Source organism: Stutzerimonas kunmingensis, assembly GCF_021432085.1.
In the GTDB taxonomy this organism is placed as follows: Bacteria; Pseudomonadota; Gammaproteobacteria; order Pseudomonadales; family Pseudomonadaceae; genus Stutzerimonas.
Window position 1 is genome coordinate 714,982 of sequence record NZ_CP090366.1, and the last position, 15,880, is coordinate 730,861.

The window sequence follows — 15,880 nt, forward strand, 5'->3', positions numbered from 1 at the left end:
AGTCTAGGCGCAGCCATGGCTCGCGCGGCGAGCCATGGTGTCGCAGGTCGGCCGGGCGCCGACGAATGGCTCAATAGGCCAGCCGTGCGTCCAGACTGTTTTGCGCCAGGCGGCGGGCCTGTTCCTCGGTCATGCCCAGGCTTTCGTGCAGCGCGACGAAGTTCTCCGTCACATAGCCGCCGAAGTAGGCCGGGTCATCGGAATTCACCGTGACCTTTACGCCCTGCTCCAGCAGTTCGAGGATGTTGTGCTGGCGCATGTCGTCGAACACCTTGAGCTTGGTGTTGGACAGCGGGCAGACGGTCAGCGGAATCTGCTCCTCGATCAGCCGGGCGATCAGCTTCGGATCTTCGGCCGCACGCACGCCGTGGTCGATGCGGCTGACCTTGAGCAGATCCAGCGCCTGCCAGATGTACTCGGGTGGGCCTTCCTCGCCGGCATGGGCAACGGTGAGGAAGCCTTCGGCACGCGCCTTGTCGAAGACGCGCTGGAACTTGCTCGGCGGGTGGCCGACTTCGGAGCTGTCGAGGCCCACGGCGAAGAATGCGTTGCGATAGGGCAGCGCCTGTTCCAGCGTCCTGAAGGCTTCCTCTTCCGGCAGGTGGCGCAGGAAGCTGAGGATCAGCCCGCTGCTGATGCCCAGCAGCTCACGGCCATCGGCCAGCGCCGCGCTGATGCCGTTGAGCGCGGCCTCGAACGGCACGCCGCGGTCGGTGTGGGTCTGCGGGTCGAAGAAGGGCTCGGTATGCACCACGTTCTGCTCTTCGCACTTCTGCAGGTAGGCCCAAGTCAGGTCGTAGAAATCCTGCTCGGTGCGCAGCACGTCGGCGCCGGCATAGTAGAGGTCGAGGAATTCCTGCAGGTTGCCGAAGTTGTAGGCGCTGCGCAGTGCCTCCACGTCGTTCCAGGGCAGGGCGATCTTGTTGCGCTCGGCCAGGCGGAACATCAGTTCGGGTTCCAGCGAGCCCTCCAGGTGCAGGTGGAGTTCGGCCTTGGGCAGATTGTTGAGCCAGTCGTGCATCGCGAAATTCTCGTCTTTCGGGTGTGCGGGCATTCTATCGGTGGGTTGGAGCAACTGATATGCCAGCTGACCACTTTGTCCCGCCTAGCAATTCTGGATGACAGCCGAATGACCGGTTCATTGCGGCTAGCGCGATTTGGCGATTAATTGACCAGCGGTCTGCAGCCCAGATCTGACGGGCGCTGGCGCGGTTGTTCCCAACGTTATCCACAAAGTTCTCCACTCAATTCGGGCATAACCTCGAGCTGGCAGAACGCGATTGATAGCAAAACGTCAGTAGCCGACTGCTCAGTCAAAAAACACAGTAATTCAAGCGCTTAACGCACCCCATTGGGGCGCGTAAGGCTGGTTGATCAAAAATTGTGCAGTTTTCCCGAGCGCCCGCCGCGAGCGCTTTCCAGGCGGCCATACAATTGTTATCCACAATTGCGTCCACAGTATTTGTGGGCAACGACGCGTCTAGTCCATGGCTTCCAGCTGGCTGCGCCCGCGGGTGATATCAGCGAGCAATCTCGCCAGCGGCTGCAGCTGAGCGGCGGGAAGGGCAATCTCCAGGGTCGCGCCTTCGGCATCGAAATGTTCGGCTTCCAGCAGCGCCTCGAATTCCGCCAGGCGTGCCTTGAACAGCGCCAGCTCGGCGAAGCGGCAATGACAGCGACAGCGCGAGCGCGACACCAGCTCGCTGCGTTCGCCGGCCTGCAGGCACTTCGCCGTGGTGCCGCCATAGGCACGGGCCAGTCCGCCAGTGCCGAGCTTGATGCCGCCGAACCAGCGGATCACCACCACCGCGACCCGGTCGAAATCCTGCCCTTCGATGGCGGTGAGCATCGGCCGACCCGCCGTGCCGCCGGGCTCGCCGTCGTCGCTGAAACGGTACTGGTTGCCGATCTTCCACGCCCAGCAGTTATGCGTAGCGGTGGGATCGCTGACCGCCTGGATAAAGGCCTGGGCCTCTTCGGCGCTCTGCACGGGTGCCGCCTTGGCCAGGAAGCGGCTTTTGCTGATGACTTCCAGCAATTCGCAGGGCGCGGACAGGGTGAAGGGCATGGCTGTTACGGCGTCGGTGATGGTTTGCAGGGCGGCCATTGTAGCGGCGCCGCCGCGGCTGCGCTGCGTCGTCCTGCAAGAGGCCATCCGGCGAACGGATTGAACTTCGCCGGACCGTCCAACCCCTATCTAGTAGGGCGCGGTTGCGCGCATGGCCTGGAGAGGCCCCGCCGTACCGCATTTCGCTGGCACATCGGATGGAGGACATTCCATGCTCAATTCCAGTTACCAGTCATGTATCCAGGCCTGTTCCAATTGCGCACTGGTCTGCGAGACCTGCGCGGCATCCTGCTTGCGCGAGGACGACGTGAAGATGATGGCGCGCTGCATCGAACTCGATCGTGACTGCGCCGACATGTGTGCGATCGCAGCAGTGCTGATGACCCGCGACAGTGCCTATGCCAAAGCCTTCTGCAAGCTTTGCGCGCAGGTCTGTCGCGATTGCGCCGAGGAGTGCGGCAAGCACAAGCACGACCATTGCCAGGCCTGCGCCGAGGCCTGTCGCAAGTGCGCTGAAGAGTGCGAAAAGATGGCTGCCTGATCGGTCGCCGATTCGGAGGGCCGCAGCTGCCGCTGCCGGCCCTTTTGCTTCAGCTCAGCCAGTCCAGCGTCAGGATCAGACGGCGCTCAGCCGTTGTCGCCTGCGGCGAGCGATGAATGATCCCGGCGCCTTCGTTACCCAGCCATTTCTCCCCCTTGAACAACGCTACGTCGCCAACCCCGAGCTGCTGGATGGCAGCCGGATCAGTCGGTTCGGCTGTCGGATCGCCCAGGCGCTGACGCTGCATGCCGCCCTCCCGAAGCCATTCGCTACCTGCGCCGGCGTAGGTGGTGATCAGCCGCAGCGGTACATGATCGACGTGAAAGCGCGGGCACATGGGTTTGTCCAGCACGCGTAGGCGCAGGCCAATGCGCCGCGCATCGACCAGGCAGCTGAACGCCCGCACCAGCCAGGCCACGTCGGCGACGAAACCGGCATGGCCGGCAATGTCCCGATAGGCCGCCGCCAGGGTTGGCAGCTGCAGCTCACCGTCGCCGGTCGGTTCGAGGGTCAGCGATTCGGCCAGCGGCTCGCCCAGGGCCAGGAGTGTCTCGGCGAACTCGGCAATGTGCAGCGGCAGCCGGCGCTGCCATACGCTGAGGTTGACGCCGTCGTTCAGCGCTTCGCCGAGTACTGCCGGGGAGTCGCCCAGCAACTGGCGCGGCTGTGGGCGGATGATCTGCTGCGCCAGCATCAGGCGACCTGCTCGTGCCAGGGGCCGAACGGGTCCGGCAGGCGCAGCCAGCCGGTGACGCCCACGGCCCACTCGCTGTCGTTCAGCAGGCAGGCGTCGAGTTCGCGGCGCAGCTGGTCGAAGTTGATGTTCTGCCCGATGAAGACCAGCTCTTGGCGGCAGTCGCCGAACTCGCCGCGGGACTTGGCCAAGATTGCCGTGCGGCTTTCGCTGTCGCTCGGCCAGGCCGATTCAGGGGTGAAGTGCCACCAGCGCCCGGCGTAGTCGTAGCGCATCAGCCCACCGGCCTGCGACCAGCTGCCGGCTTCCTCGGGGCGGGTAGCGAGCCAGAAGAAACCCTTGGAGCGCAGCAGGCGGCCGTTGCTCCACTCGCGGTTGAGGAAGTTGTAGAAACGCTGCGGATGGAACGGCCGGCGCGCCAGGTAGGCGGTGGAGGCGATGCCGTATTCCTCGGTTTCCGGCACATGCTCACCGCGCATTTCCTTGAGCCAGCCCGGCGCCTGGGCGGCGCGTTCGAAATCGAAACGGCCGGTGTCGAGGATTCGGTCGAGCGGCACCTGGCCCATGCTCATCGGCAGGATCTCGGCATGGGTATTGAGCCGACCGAGAATGGCGGTCAGCTCTTCACGTTCGGCGGCGGAAATCAGGTCGATCTTGCTGATCAGGATGACGTCGGCGAACTCCACCTGCTCGATCAGCAACTCGGTGACCGAGCGCTCGTCGTCCTCGCCAAGGGTTTCGCCGCGGTTGGCTAGGCTTTCTGCCTCTTGGAAGTCACGCAGGAAATTAACCCCGTCGACTACCGTGACCATGGTGTCCAGGCGAGCCAGATCGGCCAGGCTCTGACCCTGTTCATCGCGGAAAGTGAAGGTCTCGGCCACCGGCAGCGGTTCGGAAATCCCGGTGGACTCGATCAACAGGTAGTCGAAACGGCCTTCGCGGGCGAGTTTGCCGACCTCTTCAAGCAGGTCCTCGCGCAGGGTGCAGCAGATGCAGCCGTTGCTCATCTCCACCAGCTTTTCTTCGGCACGGTTGAGGCTGACACCGCGCTGCACCTCGTTACCGTCGATGTTGATCTCGCTCATGTCGTTGACGATCACCGCGACGCGGCGGCCTTCGCGATTCTTCAGGATGTGGTTGAGCAGGGTGCTCTTGCCGGCACCGAGGAAGCCGGACAGGACGGTAACGGGAAGGCGGTTCATGGCGGTCTCTCAGGCGGAACGTTGGTGTTTTTCGCGCTGTTCCTGGCGTTGCTTCGCCTCGATGGACAGCGTCGTGGTGGGGCGCAACAGCAGGCGCTGCAGGCCGATGGGTTCACCGGTTTCGGCGCACCAGCCGTATTCGCCGCGGGCGATGGCGTCCAGCGCGGCGTCGATCTTGTCGAGCAGCTTTTTCTCCCGCTCCAGCACACGCAGCTGCCAGTGACGCTGTTCTTCTGCGCTGCCGATGTCGGCGGGGTCGCTGCTCGGCTCCTGTTCGCGCAGCGCCTGGAATTCTTCCTCGATACGCGCCTGCAGCTCGGCACGCTGGTGCAAAAGCAGGTCGCGGAAGAAGGCCTGCTGCTCTGCGTTCATGTACGCCTCGGCGGGCTGGACGAGTAGTTCGGCTTCGGTCATCGGGAGGCACGTGTCGGAAATAATGTAAGAGTTATAACATAACAATTATGTTCGTGATGCAAGCGCTGTTTGCGTGTCGAGCGGCGCACCGGTAAGCGCGTTGTTCCGAGGCAAAGAAAAAGCCCGCGGCGCGGATCGCGCGGCGGGCTCGGGTGTTGATGGGGGCTGGGCGGTCAGACGGCGCCGGGCAGCCCGTGGTAGTTGCGACCGAAGTACACCAGCGCATCGCTGCTGTCGCGGCGGTACACGGCGAGCACTTCGCAGTAGAGGATGTCGTGGGTGCCGACGCTGGCGCTGTGGCTGATGCGGCAGTCGAACGACACGGTGGCGCCGTCGAGCAGCGGCGAGCCGGTCACGCCGGTGCTCCACTGTGCTGCGGCGAAGCGTTCTGCCATGGGCGTCTTGCCGCCGAACAGGTTGGACAGGTCCCGCTGTGCGCCGGCCAGGGTGTTCACGCACAGCTGCCCGTTGGCGGTGACGATGGGATGTGCCGATGCGCTGCGGTTCAGGCACACCAGCAGCGTTGGTGGTTCGTCGGTGACGCTGCACACCGCGGTGGCGGTGAAGCCGGCGCGGCCGCTGGGGCCGTCGGTGGTGATGATGTTGACTGCCGCGGCCAGCCGCGCCATGGCATCACGATAATCTTCACGAATCACTGGAGCGCTGAATTGACTGGTGGTTTCGCATTGAGCCAGTTGCATGGTCGGTTCTCCATCAGGCGAGGACGCAGGCGCGGTCGAAGGGCAGGCGTGGCAGGCGGTCGCGCAGCTTGCTGGCGTCGCCGTAGCCGAGGTTGATCAGCAGATTGGATTTCCAGCTCGTACCGGCGAAGAAGGCCTCGTCCAGTGCCTTGCCGTCGAAGCCGGACATCGGTCCGCAATCGAGCCCCAAAGCGCGGGCGGCGAGGATCAGGTAGCCGGCCTGCAGCGAGCTGTTGCGCAGCGCGTTCTCGGTGATCAGTGCCGGTTGCCCGGCGTACCAGCTGCGCGCGTCGGCGAAGGGGAACAGCTCGGGCAGGGTTTCCGGGAAGTCCTCGTCATAGGCGACGATCACCGTCACCGGCGCGGCCAGGGTCTTGTCCAGATTGCCCTTGGACAGGCAGGGCGCGAGCTTCTGCTTGCCCTCGGCGCTGCGCACGAAGACGAAGCGCGCCGGGCAGCTGTTGACCGCGGTCGGACCGAGGCAGATGTGTTCGTAAAGCTGCTCGAGCAGGGCGTCGGGCACCGGCTTGTCCAGCCAGGCGCTGTGGGTGCGGGCCTCGCTGAACAGCGTGGCGAGGGCATTCGAGTCGATGGGGGCGTGCATGTTCGGGTCCTCAGGCTGCTGCAACCTGGCCGCATTGCTCGGCAAGATGGTCCAGCAGGATCTGGTTGAAGGGTTCGCTGTCGCTGACGCTGGACGCGTGGCCACCGTAGTTCAGCAGCGCCAGCTGGGCATTGGGCAGGGCGGCGGCCAGGTGCTGCGAACGCTGCCAGGGCACCAGCATGTCGTCGCGGTTGGCGATCAGCAGGATCGGGGTGGTGATGCGCGGCAGCTCGGCCTCTATATCGAAGGCCAGCAGTGCCTCGATGCGCCGCACCAGATTCATCGTCGGCGGAAAGTGCGCCAGTGCATGGGCATCGTCGCGTGCCAGTCGCTCGCTGTTGGCCGCGATCCAGTCGGCCGGGTAGAGGAACAGCGCCTGCGCCTGCACATAGGCCGCCGGGCCGCTGTCGTGCAACAGCTTCAGGCGCACTGCGAAACAGCGGGCGCTGTGCGGGTTGGGGCTGCTCCAGGCATTGATCGGCACCAGGCTCTGCAGCAACTGCGGCCGCAGCAGGGCGATCTGCAAGCCGACCAGCCCACCGAGGGCATGGCCGATGAAGTGGCAGCGGCGGATGCCCAGGGTGTCCAGCAGCTCCAGTAACTCCACTGCCATGGACTCGATGGAATAGCCCGCCGGCAGGTTCGCCGGGCTCTTGTTGGTCCCCAGCTGATCGTAGACCAGCACCCGGTAGTCCTGGGTCAGCGCCGGCAGCTGCGGCGTCCAGAAGGCAGCTGCGCCGCCGAGGCCGGAACTGAGCACCAGGGTCGGTGCATCGGGCTCCATGCGGCCATGAAGTTCGTAGTGCATGTCACTCCCTCCGTGCAGTATCAGCGGGCCAGCCGGCGTGCCGGCTGGCCCGCTCCGGCAGGCGCTATTGGCCGATGTGGGCGATGCTGGCGATCTCGATCAGCGCATCGGGCTTCACCAGCCCGCACTGGATGCAGTAGCGCGCGGGCTTCTCGCCGGGGAAGTACTCGGCGTACACCTCATTGACCTTGGTGTAGTTGGCCCAGTCGGTGAGCATGATCATGTTGAAGGTGACGTCGTCCATGCTGCCGCCGGCGGCCTCGACGACGCCCTTGATGGTTTCCAGCACATGGCGGGTCTGCGCGGCGGCGTCGCCGACGTGGACCACGTTGTTGTCTTTGTCGAACGGCAGGGTGCCGGAGACGTAGACCACGCCATCGGCCATGGAGCCGGGCACGTACGGGGCGAGCGGTTTGCCGGAGCCGGCGGGGACGATGGATTGCTTGGGCATGTCGTTGATTCCTTGCAAGGCATTCAGGCGAACCCGGCGGACGCCTCTGCGGGCGCCGCGGTCGGGCACTGGGGTGTAATCAGCTGGCAACAGCCACGCTGGGTGCGGTCGCGAAGCTCTGACAGAAGGCGTCGACACTGGAGACCCAGCCGAAGAACGTCTCGATGTTGTACAGCGCGGCCTGCTGGGCGAACTCCGGCCCGGCCTGGTGGGTGGCATCGGCCAGCACCACGCCGAAATACTCCAGGTGGAAACCGTCGCGCAGGGTCGATTCCACGCACACGTTGGTGGCGATGCCGGTGAACACCAGATTGCGGATGCCACGGGCACGCAGGGTGCTGTCCAGTTGCGAATTGAAGAAACCGCTGTAGCGAGGTTTGGGCACCAGAATGTCGCCGGGCTGCGGCGCCAGTTCGTCCACCAGCGCGTAATCCCAACCGCCCTTGGCCAACAGTGTGCCGGCCAGTTCCGGGCGCTTGCGCATGGTCTTCAGCGCGTTGGACTTGTGCCAGTTGGGCGAACCCGGCCCGCCGGCCTCGACGTACCCGTTGTCCCAGCCGTTCTGCAGAAAGATCACCTGTATGCCGGCGGCGCGGGCTGCGCCCAGGGCCTGGCGGATCTTCTCGATCACCGGCTGGGTCGCCGAAACATCGAAACCGGCCAGATCCAGGTAGCCGCCGCGGCTGGCGTAGGCGTTCTGCATGTCCACCACGATCAGCGCGGTTTCGCTCGCCTTCATTGCCAGCGGCTCGGGGCGCGCCGGCAGCTGTACGGGCTCGTCCGTGGCGCTCAGGCCGTAGCCGGAGATCTGTTCGACGGCCCTCATCAGGCTGATTCCTTCAGCGCGGTGACGTGCCGACGGCTCTGCATCAGCGGCTGAATCTTCTGGCCGAAGGCTTCGACGCCCTCGAGGAAGTCATCGAAGGTCAGCATCACGCCCTGCATGCCGGGCACCGTGGCGATCTCATCGAGCATCCGCGCGACGTTGGCGTAGGAGCCCACCAGCGTGCCCATGTTGATGTTCACCGCCGAAGTCGGATCGGCCATCTGCCGGATGTTGCTGTCAGCGCCCTTGTCGGCGGCGCCCTGCTCGCCAAGCCAGGCGATGGCTTCCTCGTCAGCGCCGGCCTTGTAGTGCTCCCACTTGGCCCGGGCGGCTTCGTCGGTTTCGTCGGCGATCACCATGAACAGCACGCAGGAGGTGACGTGGCGGCCGGTCTTCTCGGTGGCCTTGAGCAGTCGCTCGGTGGCCGGGGCGAAGGCGGTGGGGGTGTTCACGCCCTTGCCGAAGCAGAAGTTGTAGTCGGCGTACTGCGCCGAGAAGGCCATGCCGGCATCGGATGAGCCAGCGCAGATGATCTTCATGTCCGCCTGCGGTGTCGGGCTGACGCGGCAGTCCTCCATCTGGAAGTGCTCGCCCTTGAAGTCGCTGCGGCCGGTGGCCCAGAGGTCGCGCAGCACCTGGGCGTATTCGCCGAGATACTGGTAACGCGTGCCGAAGAATTCATCGCCTGGCCACATGCCCATCTGTGTGTATTCCGGCTTCTGCCAGCCGGTCACCAGATTCACGCCAAAGCGCCCGCCCGAGATCGAGTCGATGGTCGAGGCCATGCGCGCGACGATGGCTGGCGGCAGGGTCAGCGTTGCGGCAGTCGCGAACAGCTGGATCTTGCTGGTGACCGCCGCCAGACCCGCCATCAACGTGAAGGATTCCAGGTTGTGTTCCCAGAACTCGGTCTTACCACCGAAGCCGCGCAGCTTGATCATCGACAGCGCGAAGTCGAAGCCGTAACCCTCGGCCTTCTGCACGATGGCCTTGTTCAGCTCGAAGGTCGGCATGTACTGCGGCGCATTCTCGGAGATGAGCCAGCCGTTGTTGCCGATCGGAATGAAAACACCAACATCCATGGGTAGCACCTCTGTACGCAATGGCTAGAAAGCGCTGCCCGAACGTGACGGGCAGGGTCGAGGGTGCATTAGCAGGATGCAGGCCAGAAAGTGAATTGCCTTTTTTATCAACGAGATAAGTAGCTTGTGTGGTGCGATGTGGACCATTTGGTCTGAATCAGAGCACCTGGTTTGTGCGCGGCGCACGAAGATCGTGCAGCAGTCGCTTGCTGCCTTCGTCGCTCGTGCGTCGCACGCTCGCCGCGCTACAGTAGCGCCTCGTTCGAACCATCCGGTAATCCCGTGACAGACCAGCCCCCCGTTCCGCCCCGCAAGCGCCTTACCGCCAGCAAGACACCACGGCCAAAGGGCGCAGTCCGCGTACCGAGCGCCAGCGCCCAGGACCGCCGCCTGCGCATGATCGAAAGCAAACGCGCCAGCATTCTTCAGGCCGCGCTGGAGCTGTTCTCCCGCTTCGGCCTGCACGGCACCAGCCTCGACCAGGTGGCGACCCAGGCAGACGTCTCCAAGACCAACCTTTTGTACTACTTCGGCAACAAGGAAGAGCTGTACACCAATGTCCTGCGGCAGCTGCTGGAGGTCTGGTTGCAGCCGCTGCAAGCATTCAGCGTCGAGCAGGACCCGGTCGAGGCGATCCGCGACTACCTGCGGGTCAAGCTCGAACTCTCCCGCGATCATCCCGCCGAATCGCGGCTGTTCTGCATGGAGATCATGCAGGGTGCGCCATTGCTGCTGGGCGAGCTGCAGCAGCCGTTGCACGATCTGGTCGAGAACAAGGTCGCCGTGATCCAGGTCTGGATCGACGACGGCAAGCTCGCACCCATCGCGCCGCATCACTTGATCTTCTCGCTCTGGGCGACCACCCAGCACTACGCCGACTTCCGCGTGCAGGTCGAGGCCGTGGCCGGCAAGACCCTGGATGATCCGGCGTTCTTCGAGGAAACGCTCAAGAGCCTGCAGTCGCTGATCCTCGATGGGGTGAGGCCGCGTTGAGATTGCGCGGCAGTTGTCTATGTGGTGCGGTGGCCTATGAGTTGGCATCTGAACCCAAGGCGGTTACTCATTGCCACTGCACAATGTGCCAAAAACAACATGGGGCAGCGTTCGCGACTTATGGAAGCGTGCCGAAAGCCGACTTGACGTACTTGACTGGCGAGCAACTGCTTCGCTCGTACAGCTCTTCCGCGCACATCGTGCGGAAATTCTGTAGCGCATGCGGCTCGAGTATCCAGTGGGCTGGCAGTGAGGACTATCCGGGCTGGGTTTCCATTGCCCTGGCTACGCTGGATACACCCTTCAAGCCCAAACGGGTAAAGCATTCTCACGAGCAATCAATGGTCTGTTGGCTGGCGGTAGACGCGTAGCCCGGCGTACAGAGCCGAATAGCGGATGTCATGCAGCGCACGCCGGGCCTCCTGACCGCGTAGGTGGCAACTGCCGCCTATGCTCTGTTCAGAAAAACACACTGGCCTCTCGGGTCAACGCAGGATAGGCGGTAGGGCGGGTCAATGTGGCGACGCGGACTCGTTGAGTCCTCGATCAAACCGCCTGCCTGTGCCGATGCCCCTGCGCAACCTGCGCCAGCACCACCAGCGTCACGATGGGCAGCAGCCCGATGTTCACCGCCGCCCAGCCAGCCTGAGCGATCAACGCGCCAGAGGCGAAGGACATCACCGCGGCGACGCTGCCGTTGCTCAGCTCCATCAGGCCCTGTGCCCGGGCGCGTTCGCTTGCGGCATGGCCCTGGCCCAGCTGGGTGGTGCCGGCGACCAGCATCAGGTTCCAGCCGATGCCTAGCAGGCAGCTGCTGAGCAGGAAATGCCAGTGGCTGACGCCTAGCAGCGCGACCACCGCGCTGGCGATCAGCAATCCTCCACCCACACAGGCGACCAGCCGGCAGCCGAAGCGGTCCACCAGCGGCCCGGCGACGAATGCCGGGAGGAACATGCCGAGCATGTGCCACTGGATGACCTGACCGCTGGCCTGCAGATCCAGACCTTCGCCATGCATCGCCAGGGGCGTGGCGTTCATCACCAGGATCATCAGGCCGTGGCCGGCGGCGGTGGTCAGCACCGCGGCGCGAATGGTCGGCCGTGCGAGCAATGCCTGCCAGCTGACCGCCGCCGCATCGGCGCGCGTCGCCGGCTTTCCCGAGGTCGCAGGCAACCCGGCCAAGACCATGAACCCCAGTGCCGCCAGGCTGGCGATCAACAGATAGGTGCCAGCGAAGGGTACGCGAGCGAGATCGCGCACCATATGGCCGAGCGTGGGCGCGATCAGCGCCGCCAGTACGCCACCGCCGATCACGCAGGCCGTGGCTCGCCCCTTGAAGGCATCGCTCACCGCTTCCAGCGCGGCGAAGCGGTAATACATCGCCGAGGCCTGGTAGGCGCCGATGGGCAGGGCGCCGAGGCAAAGCAGGGTGAAGCTGTCGAGCCAGAGCGACAGCGCGCTGATCAGCCCGCCCAGCACGCCGGCCAGCGCTCCGATGAGAAAGCCGGCGCGTCGACCGCGGCGCTGCATCAGCCCCGCCAGTGGTTGCAGGGCGAGCAGGCCACCAAGCATCAGCAGGGCCAGCGGCAGGGTGGCGAGACCGGCCGCCGGCGCCAGGCGCAGCCCGACGATGGAGGTGAAGATGATCCCGGTCATCGAGCAGGACCAGAACAGCGCCTGGGCGATGAACAGGCGCAGGACCTGAGGGTTACTGAACAATAGGTGCATGGCGAGGCCCCTTGAGGGTGATGAGCGGGCACAGCGCTGCCTGGCGATAAGCCGGGCAAGCTGTGAACGGTGAGTGAGGTTCGGACGAAGCGTCAGCCGAAGCGCTGATAGAAGTCCCGCGGGCTGACCGACAGGTGTTTCTGAAAGCTTCGCCTGAGGTTTTCCGAATGGCCGAAGCCGGTCAGCCGCGCCACCGTCGCGATCGAGGCCTGGGCGTCGAGCAGCAGGTTACGTGCGGCTTCCAGGCGCACCCGTTCGATGTATTGGCCCGGCCCCATGCCGGTTTCCTGGCTGAACAGGCGGCACAGCGTGCGCGGCGTCATATGCGCCTGGGCGGCCAGCGCCTCGATGGACAGGTCATCGCCCAGGTGCCCGGGAATCCATTCCAGCAGCGCGGCAAGACGCGCCACGCCGCCACTCGGCGCCGCCAGCATCGGGCTGAACTGGGTCTGCCCACCCGGCCGGCGCAGAAACATCACCAGCCGCTGCGCAACCGAAAGCGCCAACGCGCGGCCGAGATCGGCCTCGACCAACGCCAGCGCCAGGTCGATGCCCGCCGTGACGCCCGCCGAGCTGAACAGATGCGCCGCCTGCGGATCGGTCGGGTCATAGGTGTGCAACCGGTCACCCTGCACCTCGATGGTCGGGTACGTGCCCAGCGTAGCGAGGTCCGCCCAGTGCGTGGTCGCCTTGCGTCCATCGAACAGCCCGGCCTCGGCCAGGATCAGCGCGCCGGAACAGACCGAGCCCAGGCGCCGCACCCTGGGTTCGGCGGCCCGCAGCCAGTCGAGCAGCGGTTGGTCGTGCTTCTGCGAATCCACGCCGACACCGCCCGGAACCAGCAAGGTATCCAGCGTGGCCGGATCGCACACGGCCCAGCTCGCATCCGCCACCAGCTTCAGCCCCGCCGAGGTAGCGACCGGGCCGACGCTGGCAGCGAGCAGCATCAGCTCGTAATGTCTCGGCAGGCCCTGACGCTGCCGCTCGACATTAGCCGAGGCGAACACCTGCATCGGGCCGGTGACATCGAGGCTCATCACATCCGGGTAGATCAGGCAGGCGACGGTGCGGGTGGCGTCCATGGTGCGGCTCTCAGGGTGGATGCCTGCAGTCTGCTGCCGAGGCGCCGCTGTCGCAATGACAAGGTTCCCACGGATCTTGCCATGCACATTCCTGGCTCAATAAAAATCTAGATATTGACATTTATCGATATGAGGTCGACGATCGGCCTCTTGTCGCAGTTGCGGTATACCCAACTGCACAGCGTCAGCGGGGGAGCTCACATTCGGTGAGGCAGCCTTCATCATTTAACATCTAGAATTCACGATATCTAAATCTTACGTTATGAATCATAAAGCACTTTTTACTCCCGGCTCCCTTGGCTCCTTCACACTACGTAACCGCATCGTGCTGCCACCGCTGACACGCTCGCGCAGCTCGCAACCGGGCAATATTCCAAACGCCGTAATGGCGACCTACTACCAGCAACGTGCCAGTGCAGGGTTCATGGTGACGGAAGGCATTCAGATCGAGCCGCGAGGCCAGGGATATGCCTGGACGCCCGGGATCCACAGCCCTGAGCAGGTCGAAGGCTGGAAGGCTGTTACCCAGGCGGTGCACGCTGAGGACGGCGTGATTTTCGCCCAGCTCTGGCATGTCGGCCGTGTCTCGCATACCTCGCTGCAACCCGGTGGTGCGCAACCTGTTGCGCCGTCCGCCATTGCGGCGACCAACGTCAAAGTCTTTATCGAAACGGGGCCGGGCGAGGGCGCGCTGGTCGAGCCCTCGATGCCGCGGGCGCTGTCCAATGCCGAAGTCAAAGAGCTGGTACAGCTCTATGCCGAGGCCGCACGCAACGCGATGGAAGCAGGCTTCGATGGCATCGAGATTCACTGCGCCAACGGCTACCTGGTCAACCAGTTCATTTCCGCCCACACCAATCGCAGGACTGACGAATACGGCGGTTCGCTGCAGAACCGACTGCGCTTCCTGCGCGAAGCGGTCCAGGCGATAGCCGACGCCATAGGTGCCGAGCGCGTGGGGGTTCGCTTTGCGCCGCTGTTCGCCAGCACGGCCGAGGAGCGCGTCTACCTTGGCCTGGTGGAGCAAGACCCGCATGAGACCTACATCGAAGCGGTGAAGATTCTGCAAACCATCGGCGTCGCGTACGTATCACTGGCTGAGGCCGATTGGGACAGCGCGCCCGAATTGCCCAGCAGTTTCAGAGAGGCGGTTCGTGCGGCGTTCAACGGCGCGATCATCTACGCAGGCAAGTACACCCCGGAGCGCGCCACCGCGGCGATCGAAGCCGGTTGGGCGGATCTGATCGCCTTCGGCCGTCCGTTCATTGCCAACCCGGACCTGCCGGCGCGCATTGCCTGTGGCTGGCCTATGAACCCGCTGGATGCCAGCAGCATGTACGGCGGCACCGAAAAGGGTTACATCGACTACCCGGTGTACGCGCACTGAGTCGGCGTGCGTGCACGACCGTGGCGTGCACGCAGCCAGCACCGACAAAGTATCGTAAGATCGCGAAAACCCATTACCTGCCGCGGATATGAGCATAGACATCAGTGAAGCGCTGAAGGCCCTGGATAACCCCACACGCCTGGCCATTCTTACCCTGCTGAAGGACCCGAAGACCAACTTCCCCGAGCAGGAAGCCGATCCCGAGCAGCTGGGTGTCTGCGTCAGCATCATCCAGGAGCGTGTGGGGTTGTCGCAGTCCACCGTTTCGAATTACCTGGCGGCGCTCCAGCGCGCGCAGTTGGTGACGTCGCAGCGTATCGGTCCCTGGACCTACTACAAGCGAAACGAAGAGAAGATCGCTCAGCTGCTCGAGGCGCTCAGCAAAGCCATCTGAGCTGGCTGTGAACTGCGTGTCGCTGGCGTCAGCAGCATGTGAGCCGATCGTTTTTTCCGCCGGACGTGACGGGGCACTCGCAATGGGCGCAGTTATCGACTGACCTTGCTCGCCCGATATCGCCCCGGCGTCATGCCGACCACCGTCTTGAAGTCATGAATGAAGTGCGCCTGGTCGCTGTATCCGCAGGCCAGGGCGGTGTCCAGTAACGGCTGGCCGGCGCGCAGCTGGTTGCGCACCAGCGCCACGCGCTGGATGCGGCTGAACTGCTTGGGTGTCATTCCTACATGATGGCGGAACAGGCGCTCCAGTTGGCGCTGGCCGAGCGGTACGGACTGGAGGAGGTCGGCCAGGCGTGCACGGCCCTCGGTCGCGGTGATCTCCGACAGTAGCTGTTGCACTGGGAAGCGTCGCTCCTGAGTCGCCTGCAGACGTTTCATCAATTCCTGCTCTACCAGCAGCTGCTGCGCCTCGCGGCTCAGCTCGGCCAGTTGGTCGACCATTCCGGCAAACCCCAGTCGCTGCCAGTCGGAGCTATGAAAGTCCGCCAGCTCATCCAGGCTGATGCCAAAGAACGCCGCGCCCATCCCAGGGCGAAAGCGCACGCCCATCAGTCTCACCTGCCCAGCCAGTTGCAATCGCGAACTGGCAAGCTGCGGCCCGGCGATCAATGCACGCGGCTTGTGCAGATGACCATCGAAGGCCAGCGGGTCGGCGAAATTGAAGATGACCCCACAGGCGCCGTCCGGATGCAGCATCTGCTCGTCGTACACCGTGGCGGCGTCACCCTCCAGCCACCAGAAGCGCTGCACATAGGCAGCCAGTGCTGGCGCAGGCGGGCGAGTCTGGAAGCCACTGATGTGTGGCAGTCGTTCGTGCAGGACGGACATGGAAGGCGGCGTTCA

Annotated in this window: 19 protein-coding genes; 5 read left to right on the forward strand and 14 right to left on the reverse strand. The window is 64.4% G+C overall.

Annotated elements, in window-relative coordinates; all coding sequences use genetic code 11:
• Positions 1–70: 70 nt before the first annotated feature.
• Together LW136_RS03270 and LW136_RS03275 are read right to left on the reverse strand one after the other, a co-directional pair.
• Entirely contained in the window at positions 71–1,021 is a 951-nt protein-coding gene (locus tag LW136_RS03270) for an adenosine deaminase (protein ID WP_023447149.1), read from the reverse strand.
• A gap of 459 nt (positions 1,022–1,480) precedes the next feature.
• Positions 1,481–2,068 (reverse strand): IMPACT family protein, encoded by a 588-nt coding sequence (locus LW136_RS03275; RefSeq protein ID WP_031298498.1) that lies wholly within the window; start codon positions 2,066–2,068, stop codon positions 1,481–1,483.
• Positions 2,069–2,279: 211 nt separating this feature from the next.
• Here LW136_RS03275 and LW136_RS03280 point away from each other — a divergent pair, with 211 nt between their 5' ends.
• On the forward strand, positions 2,280–2,609 hold the full coding sequence (locus LW136_RS03280) for a four-helix bundle copper-binding protein (RefSeq protein WP_023447147.1): 330 nt from the start codon (positions 2,280–2,282) through the stop codon (positions 2,607–2,609).
• Positions 2,610–2,658: 49 nt separating this feature from the next.
• Here LW136_RS03280 and LW136_RS03285 read toward each other — a convergent pair whose 3' ends face one another.
• The 9 genes from LW136_RS03285 to rutA all read right to left on the reverse strand — a co-directional run bounded on the left by LW136_RS03285 (position 2,659) and on the right by rutA (position 9,391).
• The gene (locus tag LW136_RS03285) at positions 2,659–3,303 is read right to left on the reverse strand and encodes a DUF1826 domain-containing protein (RefSeq protein WP_234174658.1); all 645 of its coding nucleotides are present in this window, start codon (positions 3,301–3,303) and stop codon (positions 2,659–2,661) included.
• Positions 3,303–4,505, reverse strand: coding sequence for a zinc metallochaperone GTPase ZigA (gene zigA, locus LW136_RS03290; protein ID WP_126188423.1), 1,203 nt, complete (start codon positions 4,503–4,505; stop codon positions 3,303–3,305). Before zigA ends, LW136_RS03285 begins: the two co-directional genes overlap by 1 nt.
• A 9-nt stretch (positions 4,506–4,514) precedes the next feature.
• Positions 4,515–4,919, reverse strand: coding sequence for an RNA polymerase-binding protein DksA (dksA, locus tag LW136_RS03295; protein WP_125875588.1), 405 nt, complete (start codon positions 4,917–4,919; stop codon positions 4,515–4,517).
• 173 nt (positions 4,920–5,092) lie between these two features.
• Positions 5,093–5,620, reverse strand: a complete 528-nt coding sequence (gene rutF / locus LW136_RS03300; protein WP_042927166.1) for an NADH-dependent FMN reductase RutF — start codon at positions 5,618–5,620, stop codon at positions 5,093–5,095.
• Between the two features lie 13 nt (positions 5,621–5,633).
• Positions 5,634–6,224, reverse strand: a complete 591-nt coding sequence (locus tag LW136_RS03305) for a malonic semialdehyde reductase (RefSeq protein ID WP_234174659.1) — start codon at positions 6,222–6,224, stop codon at positions 5,634–5,636.
• 10 nt (positions 6,225–6,234) lie between these two features.
• Entirely contained in the window at positions 6,235–7,032 is a 798-nt protein-coding gene (gene rutD / locus LW136_RS03310) for a pyrimidine utilization protein D (RefSeq protein WP_234174660.1), read from the reverse strand.
• 64 nt (positions 7,033–7,096) lie between these two features.
• The gene (gene rutC / locus LW136_RS03315; protein ID WP_234174661.1) at positions 7,097–7,483 is read right to left on the reverse strand and encodes a pyrimidine utilization protein C; all 387 of its coding nucleotides are present in this window, start codon (positions 7,481–7,483) and stop codon (positions 7,097–7,099) included.
• A gap of 79 nt (positions 7,484–7,562) precedes the next feature.
• Positions 7,563–8,309 carry a pyrimidine utilization protein B gene (rutB, locus tag LW136_RS03320; RefSeq protein WP_234174662.1) on the reverse strand — a complete coding sequence of 249 codons (747 nt, stop codon included), beginning with the start codon at positions 8,307–8,309 and terminating at the stop codon, positions 7,563–7,565.
• Positions 8,309–9,391: a pyrimidine utilization protein A gene (rutA, locus tag LW136_RS03325; protein ID WP_234174663.1), complete on the reverse strand. Its 1,083-nt coding sequence runs from the start codon at positions 9,389–9,391 to the stop codon at positions 8,309–8,311. The genes rutB and rutA overlap by 1 nt, the downstream gene beginning before the upstream one ends.
• Positions 9,392–9,673: 282 nt before the next feature.
• Here rutA and rutR point away from each other — a divergent pair, with 282 nt between their 5' ends.
• On the forward strand, positions 9,674–10,384 hold the full coding sequence (rutR, locus tag LW136_RS03330) for an HTH-type transcriptional regulator RutR (protein ID WP_234174664.1): 711 nt from the start codon (positions 9,674–9,676) through the stop codon (positions 10,382–10,384).
• Between the two features lie 29 nt (positions 10,385–10,413).
• Complete coding sequence (locus LW136_RS03335) at positions 10,414–10,755, forward strand: GFA family protein (protein ID WP_278378574.1); 342 nt, start codon at positions 10,414–10,416, stop codon at positions 10,753–10,755.
• 175 nt (positions 10,756–10,930) lie between these two features.
• On the opposite strand, the gene LW136_RS03340 is transcribed toward LW136_RS03335, so the two are convergent.
• Together LW136_RS03340 and LW136_RS03345 are read right to left on the reverse strand one after the other, a co-directional pair.
• Complete coding sequence (locus tag LW136_RS03340) at positions 10,931–12,112, reverse strand: MFS transporter (RefSeq protein WP_234174665.1); 1,182 nt, start codon at positions 12,110–12,112, stop codon at positions 10,931–10,933.
• Positions 12,113–12,204: 92 nt separating this feature from the next.
• Positions 12,205–13,194, reverse strand: a complete 990-nt coding sequence (locus tag LW136_RS03345; RefSeq protein ID WP_234174666.1) for a GlxA family transcriptional regulator — start codon at positions 13,192–13,194, stop codon at positions 12,205–12,207.
• 262 nt (positions 13,195–13,456) lie between these two features.
• On the opposite strand from LW136_RS03345, the gene LW136_RS03350 reads away from it, so the two are divergent.
• Together LW136_RS03350 and LW136_RS03355 are read left to right on the forward strand one after the other, a co-directional pair.
• A complete protein-coding gene (locus tag LW136_RS03350) occupies positions 13,457–14,581 on the forward strand; it encodes an alkene reductase (RefSeq protein WP_234174667.1) in 1,125 nt (374 codons plus the stop codon).
• An 88-nt stretch (positions 14,582–14,669) separates the two neighbouring features.
• The gene (locus LW136_RS03355) at positions 14,670–14,975 is read left to right on the forward strand and encodes an ArsR/SmtB family transcription factor (RefSeq protein WP_014819114.1); all 306 of its coding nucleotides are present in this window, start codon (positions 14,670–14,672) and stop codon (positions 14,973–14,975) included.
• Positions 14,976–15,067: 92 nt separating this feature from the next.
• Here the strand turns inward: LW136_RS03355 and LW136_RS03360 are convergent, their stop codons facing one another.
• Positions 15,068–15,865: a helix-turn-helix transcriptional regulator gene (locus tag LW136_RS03360; RefSeq protein WP_234174668.1), complete on the reverse strand. Its 798-nt coding sequence runs from the start codon at positions 15,863–15,865 to the stop codon at positions 15,068–15,070.
• Between the last annotated feature and the right edge of the window lie 15 nt (positions 15,866–15,880).

Excerpts from the sequence above, each read along its gene's own strand:
- rutC (WP_234174661.1), bottom strand. The coding sequence starts at position 7,483 with ATGCCCAAGCAATCCATCGTCCCCGCCGGCTCCGGCAAACCGCTCGCC.
- LW136_RS03305 (WP_234174659.1), bottom strand. The coding sequence starts at position 6,224 with ATGCACGCCCCCATCGACTCGAATGCCCTCGCCACGCTGTTCAGCGAG.
- LW136_RS03270 (WP_023447149.1), bottom strand. The coding sequence starts at position 1,021 with ATGCACGACTGGCTCAACAATCTGCCCAAGGCCGAACTCCACCTGCAC.
- LW136_RS03280 (WP_023447147.1), top strand. The coding sequence starts at position 2,280 with ATGCTCAATTCCAGTTACCAGTCATGTATCCAGGCCTGTTCCAATTGC.
- rutB (WP_234174662.1), bottom strand. The coding sequence starts at position 8,309 with ATGAGGGCCGTCGAACAGATCTCCGGCTACGGCCTGAGCGCCACGGAC.
- rutD (WP_234174660.1), bottom strand. The coding sequence starts at position 7,032 with ATGCACTACGAACTTCATGGCCGCATGGAGCCCGATGCACCGACCCTG.
- LW136_RS03340 (WP_234174665.1), bottom strand. The coding sequence starts at position 12,112 with ATGCACCTATTGTTCAGTAACCCTCAGGTCCTGCGCCTGTTCATCGCC.
- LW136_RS03355 (WP_014819114.1), top strand. The coding sequence starts at position 14,670 with ATGAGCATAGACATCAGTGAAGCGCTGAAGGCCCTGGATAACCCCACA.
- rutA (WP_234174663.1), bottom strand. The coding sequence starts at position 9,391 with ATGGATGTTGGTGTTTTCATTCCGATCGGCAACAACGGCTGGCTCATC.
- dksA (WP_125875588.1), bottom strand. The coding sequence starts at position 4,919 with ATGACCGAAGCCGAACTACTCGTCCAGCCCGCCGAGGCGTACATGAAC.
- LW136_RS03360 (WP_234174668.1), bottom strand. The coding sequence starts at position 15,865 with ATGTCCGTCCTGCACGAACGACTGCCACACATCAGTGGCTTCCAGACT.
- LW136_RS03345 (WP_234174666.1), bottom strand. The coding sequence starts at position 13,194 with ATGGACGCCACCCGCACCGTCGCCTGCCTGATCTACCCGGATGTGATG.
- zigA (WP_126188423.1), bottom strand. The coding sequence starts at position 4,505 with ATGAACCGCCTTCCCGTTACCGTCCTGTCCGGCTTCCTCGGTGCCGGC.
- LW136_RS03285 (WP_234174658.1), bottom strand. The coding sequence starts at position 3,303 with ATGCTGGCGCAGCAGATCATCCGCCCACAGCCGCGCCAGTTGCTGGGC.
- LW136_RS03275 (WP_031298498.1), bottom strand. The coding sequence starts at position 2,068 with ATGCCCTTCACCCTGTCCGCGCCCTGCGAATTGCTGGAAGTCATCAGC.
- rutF (WP_042927166.1), bottom strand. The coding sequence starts at position 5,620 with ATGCAACTGGCTCAATGCGAAACCACCAGTCAATTCAGCGCTCCAGTG.
- LW136_RS03350 (WP_234174667.1), top strand. The coding sequence starts at position 13,457 with ATGAATCATAAAGCACTTTTTACTCCCGGCTCCCTTGGCTCCTTCACA.